We start from the raw sequence: 17,722 nt of genomic DNA, 5'->3' as shown, positions 1-17,722 counted from the left end.
TTTTTCCCTCCACTGCTGTCGCGTGTTCTCGTGGGTTCAATCATTTATTCTTAAGTTTTAAGAATTAATTACTCGATTGTTCCCAGTTCCTTGTACAGTTCCTTGTTGGCTGTGTACAGCTTCTTGAACACTTCATACACTTTCGCGTATTTCGGCACGTTCTCGGCAATCGGATTCTGTGCGGGATTGACCTTGATCATCGCCCTGCAGGCTTCCTGAACACTGCCGTACAGTCCTGCGCCTACGCCTGCCAGGATAGCCACACCCAGGGCGGGGCCTTCTGTATTGATGGTGGTTGCCACGGGGCAGTTCATCACGTCCGCCAGCATCTGACGCCAGAGCGGGCTCTTTCCGCCGCCGCCGCAGGCCAGCATCGTTTCAGGCGCAACGCCCATTCCGGCCAGCACGCCCAGACAGTCATTCAGGCTGTAGGTAACGCCTTCCATAACCGCACGCAGCAGGTCGCGGCGCTGATGCATTGCGCTCAGGCCGAAGAAAATTCCGCGGCAGTCACTGTCCAGGTGCGGGGTCCGCTCGCCCATCAGGTACGGCGCGTAAATCAGCTTGTTGGCGCCGATGGGGCTCTGGGCCGCTTCCTGGTTTGTCAGTTCGTAAGTATCAACGCCCATCGCTTCCGCGGTGATCTTCTCAGCTCCGCAGAAGTTGTCGCGGAACCATTTCAGGCTCAGTCCGGCAGCCTGGGTAACACCCATCACATGCCATGCGCCGGGCACTGCGCAGCAGAAGGTATGTACACGGCCCTTGGGGTCGATCGCCAGCTTATCCGTATGAGCGAACACAACGCCGCTTGTACCGATGGTCGTGAAAGCTTTTCCGTCTTCCACAACGCCGGTACCGACTGCTGCGGCAGCATTGTCTCCGGCACCGCCGACAACCAGGGTCTTCTCACTCAGGCCGGTCAGTTCAGCCGCCTTGGCGGAGATATGGCCGGTCACTTCGCAGCTCTCATAAACTTTGGCCAGCATGCTCTTGTCGATGTCCAGGATGCCCAGCAATTCGTCGCTCCAGCAGCGGTTCGGCACGTCCAGCATCTGCATGCCGCTGGCGTCAGAAACCTCTGTGGCGAAATCACCGGTCAGCATAAACCGGACGTAGTCCTTGGGCAGCAGCACGTGCTTGCACTTTGCGTAGTTTTCCGGCTCATGGTTCCGCACCCAGATCAGCTTGGAAAGGGTGAATCCAGGCAGTGCGGGGTTCGCGGTAATCCGGATCAGGTTGTCATATCCAACCTTGGCGGTAATCTCTTCGCATTCCTTGGCGGTCCGCTGGTCGCACCAGATGATGGAGGGACGGATGACTTCGTCTTTTTCATCCAGCATCACAAGGCCGTGCATCTGGCCGCTGATGCCCATGGAAACCACGTCTTCTTTGTTTACACCGCTCTTCTCAAGCACTGTACGGATCGTGCTGACTGCGGCATTATACCAGTCCTTGGGATCCTGTTCCGCCCAGCCGTTCTGCGGCTGATACATAGGATACTCCACGGTTGCGGAGCAGATACCCTTACCGTTCTGGTCGAACAAAACTGTTTTCGTGCCGGATGTTCCCAGGTCGATCCCAAGAAGGTATTTCATATGCATTTTCCTCTCTATCCACAAAATATAGTGGTTAATCACTAAAAACTATTATATTCTTGTGGTTTTGCCCTGTCAAGCAACATTCCCTGTGTTTTCCTGTTCTCCTTCTGCTTTGAAACAGAAAGCGGGCCGGCTTTTCAGCCGACCCGCAGAACCGTGGTTTTGATTAGTCGAAGCAGTCACCAACGTGGTTGATGATGGATTCAACTCCCAGAGGCGTCTTGTATTCTTCGAAGGTTACGGTTTCGCCGGTGGTCTTCGGCTTCTTGCCTTCCGTCGGCGGTGTCTCAGGACGCTTCCAGAGGGTATTCGTGAAGGTGGTTGTGTTACCTTCCGTTACCACACTGGTCAGGCCGTAGTTCAGCACCTTCTGCTCCGTCCAGGTGTATGTGGCAGGCTGCCCGTTCACTCTGGTCGGCAGATCGCTGATCGTCGCGGTCCAGTTGTTTCCTGCGTTCAGCAGGACTGTCATACCGTTGTTCAGCGTCATCACGATGCTTTCCGGTCTCAGTTTCTGGTCATTGTTGTTGTCGTCCCATTCCTTCCGGACCGTTACGCTGGTAAGTTCGGGCTTGTAGTTGTTCCGGATGTTGAATCCGTGAATCTCTGCCTCGTACCATTCAACCGGATCCTCGGTAATGGTGTACACAATCTTCTGCTTCTCGGCCGTCAGCCTCGGAAGTCCGGTGAACACCGTCTTCCAGCCGTTCGATTCGGCGAGCTGGGTGGTGGCGACTTCAACGCCGTCCGCCAGCAGTCTCACCGTCACGGCACCGGGCCTGTTGCCGTCCTTGTTGTTGTTATCGTTCCAGGTCTTGATAACCGGGATGTCCATTGGGCTGTCATCCGGACCGAAGGGCTCCCAGGGCTCGATTTCAAATTCCTTCTCAATGATCAGCTTGCCTGTCTCGAAGGTATTGGTAATCACATAACCCGTGGAGGCATTTCCGGCGGTCTTGGCGATATAGCCTTCCGGAATTTCGGTTTCAGCAACCGTGTACTTGATTTCCCTGGTCATGCCCGCCTCATTGGCGTTCTTGGCCAGCTTCGTCCAGCTGTAGCTCCAGTTGTTGGAAGCATCCAGCTTGACCGCTGCGCCTGCAGCCTGTCCGTCAGCATACAGCTGCACTGTGATGCTATCGGGCCGCTTGCCTGCCGCGTTATTGGCGTCAACCCAGACCTTGCGTACGTTCACTTCAGTCTCGTCCGGACCGTGAGTGTTCGTCAGCGTGGTCAGGATGCCGTTCTTCTGGCTGCCCGTCAGCGTGTAGCCGAATACTGCGGGCTCCTTCCAGCTGTACTCAATCGCCTTGCCGTTGTTCATCTTCGGCAGGTTGTTGATCATAGCCGTCCAGTTGTTGGAGGAATCCAGCACTGCGAACTTGCCGGTGCCTTCGCCGTCCGCCAGCAGCTCAATGCGCAGGGACAGCGGCCGCAGGCCGTCGCGGTTCTCAGCATCCTTCCAGATCTTCTTCACTGCCGCGGATGTGGGTTCGGGCACATTCTTCACGGAGGTCACCAGGCTGCCAATGCCGGTGTCTTCAGTGAATTCAATCTCGCCCGTAATCACGTTGCCGGTCAGCTTGGTCAGGATGGTATCCCGTGCCTCGCCTTCCCAGACGATCGTGTGATCCGCTGTCACTGTGAATTCGATCGGATCGATGCCCTGGTATCCTTCGGGCTTCTTGGTTTCCGTCAGGATATAGGTGCCGTCATCCAGTCCCTTGAAGGTGAACATGTCGCCGCTGTCAGCCTTGATGCAGTCAATCAGCGTCAGCTTGTCGCCTTCAATCTTCTTCTCCAGCGTGAATTCCGCGCCTGCCAGAGGTGCTCCGGTCTCGCTCAGCTTGTTCACTTCAACCTTGTAGGTGAAGGCGATGACCGAATCTTCCTTGGTTTCTTCGGTTTCTTCGCTGGGTTTGCCGTCCTGGTCAACATTCGGGTTGCAGCTGTATTCCAGCTTGCCGGTGTTGACGTTGCCTTCAGCACCCAGGGCTGCACGCTCATTCAGGGTTGCGGTGAAGAGCACTTCAATGGCCGCCTTGTTCAGGCTGGCATCAGTGATCTTTGTCTCACCGTCACCCCAGTTCATCGTCAGGTCGAAGCCATGTTCGCCGGATTCCAGCGTATAGCTGTCAGCCGTCACTTCTGTTCCGTTCACTGTCACCTTGTCGATTCCGTTGAAGGTCAGGCCTTCATCCATGTAATCGTGGAAGGTGATGTGGTACTTCAGATAGTCGGTCACGTTATCCGCCAGGGTCGCCTGCAGCCTGTACGGTACAGCGTCGCCAATGTCATAGTCGGCGCTGTCCTGCCAGTCGCTGGTCTCACCTGTCGTATCGTTCGTGTCCTTAATCTTCTTCTCGAACTCAGGCTTCTCTGCCAGCTTGTCTTCCAGCAGCAGCACACCGTCTTCGCGTGCCTTCAGTCCGCTGGTCGTAATTCTGCCTTCCTTGTCAACGCTGAAGGTTGCATCAGCCGTGAAGGCGTAATCCTTCGGAACGATGGTCTCAGTCAGGGTGTACTCTTCATCGATCTTCAGGTTTTCCGCTTCATGCGGCTTACCGGTTTCGGAATCCCATTCATCGACCACAGCGCCGGTCTTGTCCAGAATCCTGAGGTGTGCTCCGTTCAGTTCTTCACCGGTGGAGACATCCGTCTTCTGGATCTTCACCACTGTGTTGATGAAGGTAATACCCAGATCTCCGGTTTCCGGATCAGTGGTGATTGTACCTTCCTGATCATCCTTCAGTGTTACCGTGATTTCCTTAACAGCGCCGTCATAGATGACCGTCTTGTCTAGTTCATCGCCTTCGGGCTTCACTTCGCTGATAGTGTAGGTGTACTTCCGTTCGGTCACGATCTGGCCGTCAACCACCATATCCGCTTCGGTGTAGGTGATCGGCTCGAATGCCACCTTGCCTTCAGCATCGCAGGATGCGGTCTGCAGCGTATTGCCGCCTTCATCCTTCAGCGCGAAGGTGTACATGCCTTCTGTCAGGTCACGTCCGATCAGGATCTTCTTCGCGAAGAACTGGATTTCACCGCAGGATTCATACGGATTCTTGATCTCAACGTATGCGTCGTTGGTAACGCTGTCAACATACAGTTTGCCAACTCCGTCATCCTTGATCACAACGGTGAATTCCTTCGGCTCTGTATCGTAGGTAACACCCTTGATATGGCCTTCGGTTTCAGTGATCGTGAACTTGAAGGTTCCGTACTTGTTGAACACGATCTTGTCGAAGGTGACAGTCTTGTTGGTAATATCCGCAGTCTTGACTGTCGTTCCCGGCAGTACCGCGCCTTCCGGATTGTGCTCATCCGCAGCCAGCGTGAATTCGAAGTTGTCCTCTTCGGTCCACATACGGCCCGTCAGGATCTTCGTCGCTTCAAGCGGCAGCTCGGTGGGCTTCACCGTGTACGTGTTCGTCAGCGTCGTGACCGTGCCGTCCTTGGACGTGTCAGTCAGCTCAAAGCCTTCCGGCAGGTCGACTTCAGTCCAGGTGTATTCGATCTCTGTACCGTGATCTCTGTACTTCGGCAGGTGGTCAATCGTCGCGTTCCAGTTGTTCCCGGCGTTCAGTGTAACGCTCTTGCCGGTTTCAACATCATCAGCCAGCAGCTTCACAGTCAGGCTTTCCGGCGGATTCTTTATTTCCTTCTCTTCCAGAATCCAGACCTTCTTGACTGTCGCTTCTGTCTCTTCTGTGGTGTGGTTGTTGGTCAGCGTGTAGGTGAACGTTCCGTCTTCAGCCTTCACGATCTCCGCGGTGTATTCTTCCACCTCGTCCTCAGTGATCGTGTAGTCGATGTCCTGACCGTTGGCCTTCTTGTCCAGCTTGTCCCAGCCTTCGCTCCAGTTGTTGGCAGCGCTCAGCTTGACGGTCTTGCCGGTTGCCTTGCCGTCCGCCAGCAGGTTCACCGTTACGTCTTCCGGACGGTAGCCGTCCTGGTCATCCGCATCTTCCCAGACCTTCAGGACCTTGACTTCGGTCTCCTCAATCTTGTGGGTATTCGTTACCGTGTAGGTGAAGGTTCCGTCCGCGGCCTTGGTGATGTTCGCTGTATACTCAGCCACCGCGTTTTCGGTCACTGTGTAGTCGATGTCATTACCGCCGGCCTTCTTGTCCAGCTTGGTCCAGCTGTAGCTCCAGTTGTTTTCGGCGCTCAGAGTTACCGTCTTGCCGGTCTCCTCACCGTTCGCCAGCAGCTTCACTGTCACGTCATCCGGGCGGTAGCCATCCTGGTTGTCCTTGTCGTCCCAGACCTTCTTCACCTTCACGTCGGTTTCCTCAGTCGTATGACTGTTCGTGATCGTGTAGGTGAAGGTACCGTCGGCTGCCTTGGTGATCTGCGTGGTGTACTTATCCACCGCGTTCTCGGTCACTGTGTAGTCGATGTCGACACCAGCTGCCTTCTTGTCCAGCTTCGTCCAGCTGTAGCTCCACTCGTTCTCTTCGTTCAGCGTGACGGTGTCGATGATCTTGCCGTCAGCCAGCAGGTTCACGGTTACGTCGTCCGGACGGTAGCCATCCTGGTTGTTCTTATCGTTCCAGACCTTCTTCACATCCACGTCAGTCTCTTCAGTGGTGTGGCTGTTGGTCACGGTGTAGCTGAAGCTGTTTGCAGCGGTCTTCTCGATCTTCGTGTTGTACTTGTCCACCGCGTTTTCGGTTACCGTGTAGTTGATATCGACGCCTGCAGCCTTCTTGTCAAGCTTCGTCCAGCTGTAGCTCCACTCGTTCTCTTCGCTCAGCGTGACAGTGTCGATGATCTTGCCGTCAGCCAGCAGGTTGACTGTCACGTCGTCCGGGCGGTAGCCATCCTGGTCGTCTGCGTCGTCCCACACCTTCAGCACATCCACGTCAGTCTCTTCAGTGGTGTGGCTGTTGGTCACGGTGTAGCTGAAGCTGTTCGCATCGGCCTTCTCGATCTTCGTGGTGTACTCAGCCACCGCGTTCTCGGTTACCGTGTAGTCGATTTCGACGCCTGCGGCCTTCTTATCCAGCTTCGTCCAGCTGTAGCTCCACTCGTTCTCCTCGCTCAGCGTGACAGTGTCGATGATCTTGCCCTCAGCCAGCAGGTTGACTGTCACGTCGTCCGGGCGGTAGCCATCCTGGTCGTCTGCGTCGTCCCACACCTTCAGCACATCCACGTCAGTTTCTTCAGTGGTGTGGCTGTTGGTCACGGTGTAGCTGAAGCTGTTCGCATCGGCCTTCTCGATCTTCGTGGTGTACTCAGCCACCGCGTTCTCGGTTACCGTGTAGTCGATGTCAGTGCCATTGGCCTTCTTGTCCAGCTTGGTCCAGCTGTAGCTCCACTCGTTCTCTTCGCTCAGCGTGACGGTGTCGATGATCTTGCCGTCGGCCAGCAGGTTGACTGTTACGTCGTCCGGGCGGTAGCCATCCTGGTTGTCCGCGTCGTTCCAGACCTTCAGGACATCCACGTCAGTTTCTTCAGTGGTGTGGCTGTTGGTCACGGTGTAGCTGAAGCTGTTCGCATCGGCCTTCTCGATCTTCGTGGTGTACTCAGCCACCGCGTCTTCGGTCACCGTGTAGTCGATTTCCTTGCCTTCAGCCTTCTTGGCCAGCTTGGTCCAGCTGTAGCTCCACTCGTTCTCTTCGCTCAGCGTGACGGTATCGATGATCTTGCCGTCAGCCAGCAGGTTCACTGTTACGTCGTCCGGGCGGTAGCCGTCCTGGTTATCCGCGTCGTTCCAGACCTTCAGGACATCCACGTCAGTTTCTTCAGTGGTGTGGCTGTTGGTCACGGTGTAGCTGAAGCTGTTCGCATCGGCCTTCTCGATCTTCGTGGTGTACTCAGCCACCGCGTCTTCGGTCACCGTGTAGTCGATTTCCTTGCCTTCAGCCTTCTTGGCCAGCTTGGTCCAGCTGTAGCTCCACTCGTTCTCTTCGCTCAGCGTGACGGTATCGATGATCTTGCCGTCAGCCAGCAGGTTCACTGTTACGTCGTCCGGGCGGTAGCCGTCCTGGTTATCCGCGTCGTTCCAAACCTTCAGGACATCCACGTCAGTTTCTTCAGTGGTGTGGCTGTTGGTTACTGTGTAGCTGAAGCTGTTTTCACCGGTCTTCTCGATCTTCGTGGTGTACTCAGCCACCGCGTTCTCGGTTACCGTGTAGTCGATGTCAGTGCCATTGGCCTTCTTGTCTAGCTTGGTCCAGCTGTAGCTCCACTCGTTCTCTTCGCTCAGCGTGACGGTATCGATGATCTTGCCGTCAGCCAGCAGGTTCACGGTCACGTCGTCCGGACGGTAGCCATCCTGGTCGTCCGCGTCATTCCAGACCTTCGTGACATTCACTTCTGTCTCTTCGGTCTTGTGGCTGTTGGTCACCGTGTAGGTGAAGGTCTTTTCATCCGTCTTCACGATGCTCGTGGTGTACTTATCCACCGCGTCTTCGGTCACCGTGTAGTCGATGTCCTTGCCCGCTGCCTTCTTGGCCAGTTCCTTCCATTCGTAGCTCCAGTTGTTGGCCTCGTTCAGCTTGACGGTTTCCTTGACTTCACCGTCAGCCAGCAGGTTCACTGTTACTTCGTCCGGACGGTAGCCATCCTGGTTGTCAGCATCATCCCAGACCTTCAGGACCTTCACTTCGGTCTCTTCAGTCTTATGACTGTTGGTCAGCGTTGTGAGTGTGCCATCCTTGCTGGTATTTGTCAGCGTGTAGCCTTCCGGCAGGTTGCTTTCGGACCAGGTGTATTCAATTTCCTTGCCGTCCGCGTACTTCTGCAGGTTCTCAATCTTCGCTGTCCATTCATTGGCAGCCTTCAGCGTTACGCTGTACTCGGTTTCATTACCGTTCGCCAGCAGCTTCACTGTCAGGCTCGTCGGGCGGACGCCATCCTGGTTATGTCCGTCGCTCCAGACCTTCTTCACAGAAGCTTCAGTCTCTTCATAGTCGCGGCTGTTCGTGACGGTGTAGATCCACTCGGTCTCGGACACCTTTGCGATGACAGGTGCTTTGTAACCGGCCACCGGCGTTTCGGTCACGGTGTACTGGATCTCCTCGCCGCCCTTGTACTTCTGCAGCTTGGTCCAGCTGTGCTTCCATTCATTTTCAGCATTCAGTTCAACTGCATCGCCCGCAGCTTTGCCGTCTGCCATCAGCTGTACCGTCACGCTTGCGGGACGGAAGCCTTCCTTATTGCCGCTGTCTTCCCAGACCTTGCTGACCTTGACTTCGGTTTCTTCGGTCGTATGGCTGTTTGTCAGCGTTGTGATTGTGCCAACCTTGTCAGTGTTCGTCAGCGTGTAGCCAAGCGGCAGCGCTTCTTCACTCCAGGTATACACAATTTCATTGCCGTTTGCGTACTTCTGCAGGTTCTCAAGCTTGGCCGTCCAGCCGTTGCCCTCGTTCAGGACAACGTCATAGCCGGAATCCATACCATCCTTCAGCAGTTTCACGCTCAGGCTTGCCGGACGCTTGCCGTCCTGGTTGTCCGCGTCGTCCCAGACCTTGATTACGGAGGCCTCAGTCTCCTCGTAATCACGGCTGTTCGTCACGCTGTACGCCCATTCGGTTTCGGACACCTTTGCGATGACAGGCGTCTTGTAGTTCTTCAGCTGGTCTTCGGAAACCGTGTACTCGATCTCCTTGCTGCCTTCGAACTTCTGCAGGTCTGTCCAGGTGTACTTCCATTCGTTGGCCTTGTCCAGTGTCGCTGTGCCGGCTTCCTTGCCGTTTGCCAGCAGCTTCACTGTCACGCTCTCCGGACGGAAGCCTTCAACGTTCTCGCTGTCTTCCCAGATCTTCTCAACGCTGACCTTGGTCTTTTCAACTGTACGGCTGTTCTTCACTGTGTAGGTGAAGGTGTCGTCATCAGCCTTGGTAATCAGTGTGCTGTACTTCGCGACTGGATTCTCGGTGACCGTGTAGTTGATCGCCTGGCCGCCTTCGTACTTCTGCAGTTCAGTCCAGGTGTAAGTCCATTCGTTGTCCTCATTCAGCGTGATGCTGTCACCGATCTGTTCGGTTCCCTTCATCAGGTTGACAGTGACGCTTTCCGGACGGAAGCCTTCCTTGTTATCGCTGTCGTCCCAGACCTTCAGGACCTTGACTTCGGTTTCTTCGTAGTCACGGCTGTTCGTTACGGTATAAGCCCATGCGGTCTCAGATACCTTCGCGATCACAGGCTTCTTGTAGTTCGCCAGCTGGTCTTCAGAAACCGTATATTCGATCTCCTTGCCGCCTTCGAACTTCTGCAGGTTGGTCCAGGTATGCTTCCAGCTGTTGTCCTTGTTCAGCGTGATTGTGCCGGCTTCCTTGCCGTTCGCCAGCAGCTTCACTGTCACTTCATCCGGACGGAAGCCTTCCCTATTGTTGCTGTCGTTCCAGATCTTCTCAACGCTGACCTCGGTCTTCTCGGTCGTACGGCTGTTCGTCACCGTGTAGGTGAAGATGCCGTCAGCCGCCTTGGTGATCTGCGTGCTGTAGTTCGCGACCGGATCTTCGGTGACCGTGTATTCGATCGCCGCGCCGTTTTCGAACTTCTGCAGTTCGGTCCAGCTGTAGCTCCAGTTGTTGTCCTTGTCCAGCGTGATGCTTTCGCCGATCTTCTCGGTTCCCTTCATCAGGTTGACAGTGACGCTTGCGGGACGGAAACCTTCAGCATTGTTATTGTCGTCCCAGACCTTGGTAACCTTGACTTCGGTTTCCTCGTAGTCACGGCTGTTCGTTACAGTGTAAGCCCATGCGGTCTCAGACACCTTCTCGATCACAGGAACCTTGTAGTTCTCGAGCTGGTCTTCAGCAACCGTGTAAGTGATTTCCTTGCCGCCTTCGTACTTCGGCAGGCCGGTCCAGGTGTACTTCCACTCGTTGCTCTCGCTCAGTTCAGTTGTCTTGATTTCTGTACCGTTCGCCAGCAGCTTCACGGTCACGGTCTCCGGACGGAAGCCTTCCCTGTTGCCACTGTCGCTCCAGATCTTCTCAACGCTTACCTGGGTCTTTTCAGTGTCGCGGCTGTTCGTCAGGGTCGTAATCGTGCCGACCTTTTCAGCGCTGGTCAATGTGTAGCCTTCCGGCAGACCGGTTTCGTCTTCAGTCCAGGTGTATTCAATTTCAACACCGTCTTTATACTTCGGCAGGTTGTCAATGGTTGCTGTCCAGCCGTTCGCTGCGTTCAGCGTGACATCTGTACCGTTGCTCAGCGTGACCTTCAGTTCAGTCGGACGCTTGCCATCCTGGTTATTGGCGTCGTTCCAGACCTTCTTCACGGTCGCTTCGGTCTTTTCGTCCGTGTAGCTGTTCGTCAGCGTTGTGACTGTACCGACCTTATTGCTGCTGGTCAGCGTGTAGCCTTCCGGCAGACCGGCTGCGTCTTCAGTCCAGGTGTATTCAATTTCATCACCGTCTTTGTACTTCGGCAGGTTGTCAATGGTCGCAGTCCAGCCGTTTGCTTCGTTCAGCGTCACTTCATCACCGTTGCTCAGCGTGACTTTCAGCTCAACAGGCCGCTTACGGTCGTTGTTTCCATTGTCTGCCCAGACCTTCTTCACTGTCGCTTCGGTCAGCTCATCCTCATAGCTGTTCGTCAGCGTCGTGATCGTGCCATTCTTATCGGTGCTGGTCAGCGTGTAGCCTTCCGGCAGACCAGCTGCATCTTCAGTCCAGGTGTATTCAATTTCAACGCCGTTCTCGTACTTCGGCAGGTTGTCAATCGTCGCGGTCCAGCTGTTCGCTTCGCTCAGTGTGACATCCATACCGTTGCTCAGCGTGACCTTCAGTTCTTCAGGCCGCTTGCCATCGTTGTTTTCATTGTCATCCCAGACCTTCACGATGGTCGCTTCAGTCAGCTCATCTTCGTAGCTGTTCGTCAGCGTCGTGATCGTGCCCTTCTTGTCGGTGCTGATCAGCGTGTAGCCTTCCGGCAGTCCGGTTTCATCTTCGGTCCAGGTGTATTCAATTTCAACACCGTTCGCGTACTTCGGCAGGCCCTTAACTGTCACCTTCCAGCCGTTTGCGTCGTTCAGCGTCACTACCGTGCCGTTGCTCAGTACAGCCTTCAGTGCGGTCGGCCGCTTGCCGTCGTTGTTTTCATTGTCATCCCAGACCTTCACGATGGTCGCTTCGGTCTTCTCATCTGTGTAGCTGTTTGTCAGCGTTGTAACCGTACCGACCTTGTTGCTGCTGGTCAGCGTGTAGCCTTCCGGCAGGCCTTCTTCGTTTTCAGTCCAGGTGTATTCAATTTCAACACCGTTTGCGTACTTCGGCAGGTTGTTGATGGTTGCTGTCCAGTTGTTCGCTGCGTTCAGCGTCACTTCATCGCCGTTACTCAGCGTGACTTTCAGCTCAACAAGCCGCTTGCCGTCGTTGTTTTCATTGTCTGCCCAGACCTTCTTCACGGTCGCTTCGGTCTCTTCGTAGGTACGGCTGTTTGTCACCGTATAGGTGAAGGTACCGTCCGCAGCCTTCGTGATCTTTGTGCTGTAGTTGGCAACCGGATCTTCGGAGACCGTATAATTGATCTCCTGTCCAGCTTCATACTTCAGCAGATTCTGCCATGTGTAGGTCCAGTTGTTGCTTTCGTTCAACTCGACCGTATCGATCGTTTCAGAATCTTTCTTCAGATTGATAGTAACACTTTCCGGACGGAAACCTTCAACGTTGTTGTTGTCGTTCCAGACCTTCGTTACCTTCACTTCTACCGTTGCCAGGGTGTTGGTAATGGTGGTGCCGGTCACAACCTTATCGAATCCGGCCGGGACTTCTTCGTCCACGGTGTATTCGATCTCGGTCTTGCCGTCTGCTTCGTACTTCGGCAGGTCTCTGGACTCGAACTTCCAGCTCTTGTCCTCACCCGCTGTTACGGTCAGCTCGTCAACTGTCGCTTCGCCGTTCTTAATCAGAACCTTGATGCTCTCGGGCATCAGCTCTTCGCTGTAGCCCTTCATATCCCACTTCTTCTCGCCTTCGATCTTCACAGTCTCCAGCGTGTTCGTGATGCGGGTGCCTTCGATGACCTTTGCGAAGCCGGGCACAGCAACTTCTTCAACTGTGTAGTTGATTTCAGTCTTGCCGTCTGCGCGGTACTTCTGCAGTACCTTGGACGTGAAGCTCCAATCCTTGTTCACTCCGGCCTTTACGGTCAGCGTGTCAACGATGCTCTCGCCGTCCTTGATGTAGACCGTGATGCTCTCCGGCAGCAGGTCTTCGCTGTTACCCTTCAGGTTCCAGACCTTCTGGCCGCTTACGGTCGTTGTACCAGGCTTGTAGGTATTGGTAATGGTGGTGCCGGTCACAACCTTATCGAATCCGGCCGGGACTTCTTCGTCCACGGTGTATTCGATCTCGGTCTTGCCGTCTGCTTCGTACTTCGGCAGGTCTCTGGACTCGAACTTCCAGCTCTTGTCCTCACCCGCTGTTACGGTCAGCTCGTCAACTGTCGCTTCGCCGTTCTTAATCAGAACCTTGATGCTCTCGGGCATCAGCTCTTCGCTGTAGCCCTTCATATCCCACTTCTTCTCGCCGTTGATCTTCACGGTCTCCAGCGTGTTCGTGATGCGGGTGCCTTCGATGACCTTTGCGAAGCCGGGCACAGCAACTTCTTCAACTGTGTAGTTGATTTCAGTCTTGCCGTCTGCGCGGTACTTCGGCAGTACCTTGGACGTGAAGCTCCAATCCTTGTTCACTCCGGCCTTTACGGTCAGCGTGTCAACGATGCTCTCGCCGTCCTTGATGTAGACCGTGATGCTCTCCGGCAGCAGGTCTTCGCTGTTACCCTTCAGGTTCCAGACCTTCTGGCCGCTTACGGTCGTTATACCAGGCTTGTAGGTGTTGGTAATGGTGGTGCCGGTCACAACCTTATCGAATCCGGCCGGGACTTCTTCGTCCACGGTGTATTCGATCTCGGTCTCGCCGTCTGCTTCGTACTTCGGCAGGTCTCTGGACTCGAACTTCCAGCTCTTGTCCTCACCCGCTGTTACGGTCAGCTCGTCAACTGTCGCTTCGCCGTTCTTGATCAGAACCTTGATGCTTTCGGGCATCAGCTCTTCGCTGTAGCCCTTCATATCCCACTTCTTCTCGCCGTTGATCTTCACGGTCTCCAGCGTGTTCGTGATACGGGTGCCTTCGATGACCTTTGCGAAGCCGGGCACAGCAACTTCTTCAACTGTGTAGTTGATTTCAGTTGCCGTCTGCGCGGTACTTCGGCAGTACCTTGGACGTGAAGCTCCAATCCTTGTTCACTCCGGCCTTTACGGTCAGCGTGTCAACGATGCTCTCGCCGTCCTTGATGTAGACCGTGATGCTCTCCGGCAGCAGGTCTTCGTTGTTACCCTTCAGGTTCCAGACCTTCTGGCCGCTTACGGTCGTTGTACCAGGCTTGTAGGTGTTGGTAATGGTGGTGCCGGTCACAACCTTATCGAATCCGGCCGGGACTTCTTCGTCCACGGTGTATTCGATCTCGGTCTTGCCGTCTGCTTCGTACTTCGGCAGGTCTCTGGACTCGAACTTCCAGCTCTTGTCCTCACCCGCTGTTACGGTCAGCTCGTCAACTGTCGCTTCGCCGTTCTTAATCAGAACCTTGATGCTTTCGGGCATCAGCTCTTCGCTGTAGCCCTTCATATCCCACTTCTTCTCGCCGTTGATCTTTACGGTCTCCAGCGTGTTCGTGATGCGGGTGCCTTCGATGACCTTTGCGAAGCCGGGCACAGCAACTTCTTCAACTGTGTAGTTGATTTCAGTCTTGCCGTCTGCGCGGTACTTCGGCAGTACCTTGGACGTGAAGCTCCAATCCTTGTTCACTCCGGCCTTTACGGTCAGCGTGTCAACGATGCTCTCGCCGTCCTTGATGTAGACCGTGATGCTCTCCGGCAGCAGGTCTTCGCTGTTACCCTTCAGGTTCCAGACCTTCTGGCCGCTTACGGTCGTTGTACCAGGCTTGTAGGTATTGGTAATGGTGGTGCCGGTCACAACCTTATCGAATCCGGCCGGGACTTCTTCGTCCACGGTGTATTCGATCTCGGTCTTGCCGTCTGCTTCGTACTTCGGCAGGTCTCTGGACTCGAACTTCCAGCTCTTGTCCTCACCCGCTGTTACGGTCAGCTCGTCAACTGTCGCTTCGCCGTTCTTAATCAGAACCTTGATGCTTTCGGGCATCAGCTCTTCGCTGTAGCCCTTCATATCCCACTTCTTCTCGCCGTTGATCTTTACGGTCTCCAGCGTGTTCGTGATGCGGGTGCCTTCGATGACCTTCGCGAAGCCGGGCACAGCAACTTCTTCAACTGTGTAGTTGATTTCAGTCTTGCCGTCTGCGCGGTACTTCGGCAGTACCTTGGACGTGAAGCTCCAATCCTTGTTCACTCCGGCCTTTACGGTCAGCGTGTCAACGATGCTCTCGCCGTCCTTGATGTAGACCGTGATGCTCTCCGGCAGCAGGTCTTCGCTGTTACCCTTCAGGTTCCAGACCTTCTGGCCGCTTACGGTCGTTGTACCAGGCTTGTAGGTGTTGGTAATGGTGGTGCCGGTCACAACCTTATCGAATCCGGCCGGGACTTCTTCGTCCACGGTGTATTCGATCTCGGTCTCGCCGTCTGCTTCGTACTTCGGCAGGTCTCTGGACTCGAACTTCCAGCTCTTGTCCTCACCCGCTGTTACGGTCAGCTCGTCAACTGTCGCTTCGCCGTTCTTGATCAGAACCTTGATGCTTTCGGGCATCAGCTCTTCGCTGTAGCCCTTCATATCCCACTTCTTCTCGCCGTTGATCTTTACGGTCTCCAGCGTGTTCGTGATGCGGGTGCCTTCGATGACCTTTGCGAAGCCGGGCACAGCAACTTCTTCAACTGTGTAGTTGATTTCAGTCTTGCCGTCTGCGCGGTACTTCGGCAGTACCTTGGACGTGAAGCTCCAATCCTTGTTCACTCCGGCCTTTACGGTCAGCGTGTCAACGATGCTCTCGCCGTCCTTGATGTAGACCGTGATGCTCTCCGGCAGCAGGTCTTCGCTGTTACCCTTCAGGTTCCAGACCTTCTGGCCGCTTACGGTCGTTGTACCAGGCTTGTAGGTGTTGGTAATGGTGGTGCCGGTCACAACCTTATCGAATCCGGCCGGGACTTCTTCGTCCACGGTGTATTCGATCTCGGTCTTGCCGTCTGCTTCGTACTTCGGCAGGTCTCTGGACTCGAACTTCCAGCTCTTGTCCTCACCCGCTGTTACGGTCAGCTCGTCAACTGTCGCTTCGCCGTTCTTAATCAGAACCTTGATGCTTTCGGGCATCAGCTCTTCGCTGTAGCCCTTCATATCCCACTTCTTCTCGCCGTTGATCTTCACGGTCTCCAGCGTGTTCGTGATACGGGTGCCTTCGATGACCTTTGCGAAGCCGGGCACAGCAACTTCTTCAACTGTGTAGTTGATTTCAGTCTTGCCGTCTGCGCGGTACTTCGGCAGTACCTTGGACGTGAAGCTCCAATCCTTGTTCACTCCGGCCTTTACGGTCAGCGTGTCAACGATGCTCTCGCCGTCCTTGATGTAGACCGTGATGCTCTCCGGCAGCAGGTCTTCGCTGTTACCCTTCAGGTTCCAGACCTTCTGGCCGCTTACGGTCGTTGTACCAGGCTTGTAGGTGTTGGTAATGGTGGTGCCGGTCACAACCTTATCGAATCCGGCCGGGACTTCTTCGTCCACGGTGTATTCGATCTCGGTCTTGCCGTCTGCTTCGTACTTCGGCAGGTCTCTGGACTCGAACTTCCAGCTCTTGTCCTCACCCGCTGTTACGGTCAGCTCGTCAACTGTCGCTTCGCCGTTCTTAATCAGAACCTTGATGCTCTCGGGCATCAGCTCTTCGCTGTAGCCCTTCATATCCCACTTCTTCTCGCCGTTGATCTTCACGGTCTCCAGCGTGTTCGTGATGCGGGTGCCTTCGATGACCTTTGCGAAGCCGGGCACAGCAACTTCTTCAACTGTGTAGTTGATTTCAGTCTTGCCGTCTGCGCGGTACTTCGGCAGTACCTTGGACGTGAAGCTCCAATCCTTGTTCACTCCGGCCTTTACGGTCAGCGTGTCAACGATGCTCTCGCCGTCCTTGATGTAGACCGTGATGCTCTCCGGCAGCAGGTCTTCGCTGTTACCCTTCAGGTTCCAGACCTTCTGGCCGCTTACGGTCGTTATACCAGGCTTGTAGGTGTTGGTAATGGTGGTGCCGGTCACAACCTTATCGAATCCGGCCGGGACTTCTTCGTCCACGGTGTATTCGATCTCGGTCTCGCCGTCTGCTTCGTACTTCGGCAGGTCTCTGGACTCGAACTTCCAGCTCTTGTCCTCACCCGCTGTTACGGTCAGCTCGTCAACTGTCGCTTCGCCGTTCTTGATCAGAACCTTGATGCTTTCGGGCATCAGCTCTTCGCTGTAGCCCTTCATATCCCACTTCTTCTCGCCGTTGATCTTCACGGTCTCCAGCGTGTTCGTGATACGGGTGCCTTCGATGACCTTTGCGAAGCCGGGCACAGCAACTTCTTCAACTGTGTAGTTGATTTCAGTCTTGCCGTCTGCGCGGTACTTCGGCAGTACCTTGGACGTGAAGCTCCAATCCTTGCTCACTCCGGCCTTTACGGTCAGCGTGTCAACGATGCTCTCGCCGTCCTTGATGTAGACCGTGATGCTCTCCGGCAGCAGGTCTTCGTTGTTACCCTTCAGGTTCCAGACCTTCTGGCCGCTTACGGTCGTTGTACCAGGCTTGTAGGTGTTGGTAATGGTGGTGCCGGTCACAACCTTATCGAATCCGGCCGGGACTTCTTCGTCCACGGTGTATTCGATCTCGGTCTTGCCGTCTGCTTCGTACTTCGGCAGGTCTCTGGACTCGAACTTCCAGCTCTTGTCCTCACCCGCTGTTACGGTCAGCTCGTCAACTGTCGCTTCGCCGTTCTTAATCAGAACCTTGATGCTTTCGGGCATCAGCTCCTCGCTGTAGCCCTTCATATCCCACTTCTTCTCGCCGTTGATCTTCACGGTCTCCAGCGTGTTCGTGATGCGGGTGCCTTCGATGACCTTTGCGAAGCCGGGCACAGCAACTTCTTCAACTGTATAGTTGATTTCAGTCTTGCCGTCTGCGCGGTACTTCGGCAGTACCTTGGACGTGAAGCTCCAATCCTTGTTCACTCCGGCCTT

The 17,722-nt window shown here is 55.0% G+C and carries 3 protein-coding genes; all 3 read right to left on the bottom strand.

Annotated elements, in window-relative coordinates; translation table 11 throughout:
• Positions 1-68 precede the first annotated feature (68 nt).
• A complete protein-coding gene (gene xylB / locus JRC49_12835) occupies positions 69-1,595 on the bottom strand; it encodes a xylulokinase (GenBank protein ID QTE70669.1) in 1,527 nt (508 codons plus the stop codon).
• A gap of 169 nt (positions 1,596-1,764) precedes the next feature.
• Positions 1,765-13,716, bottom strand: coding sequence for a Cna B-type domain-containing protein (locus JRC49_12830; GenBank protein QTE70668.1), 11,952 nt, complete (start codon positions 13,714-13,716; stop codon positions 1,765-1,767).
• Between the two features lie 28 nt (positions 13,717-13,744).
• A complete protein-coding gene (locus tag JRC49_12825; GenBank protein ID QTE70667.1) occupies positions 13,745-17,713 on the bottom strand; it encodes a Cna B-type domain-containing protein in 3,969 nt (1,322 codons plus the stop codon).
• Positions 17,714-17,722 lie beyond the last annotated feature (9 nt).

This window comes from Clostridiales bacterium FE2011, assembly GCA_017569305.1.
Lineage (GTDB): Bacteria > Bacillota > Clostridia > Christensenellales > Aristaeellaceae > Aristaeella.
The sequence above is the reverse complement of the archived record's forward strand: the minus strand, read 5'-3'. Positions and strand labels throughout refer to the sequence as shown.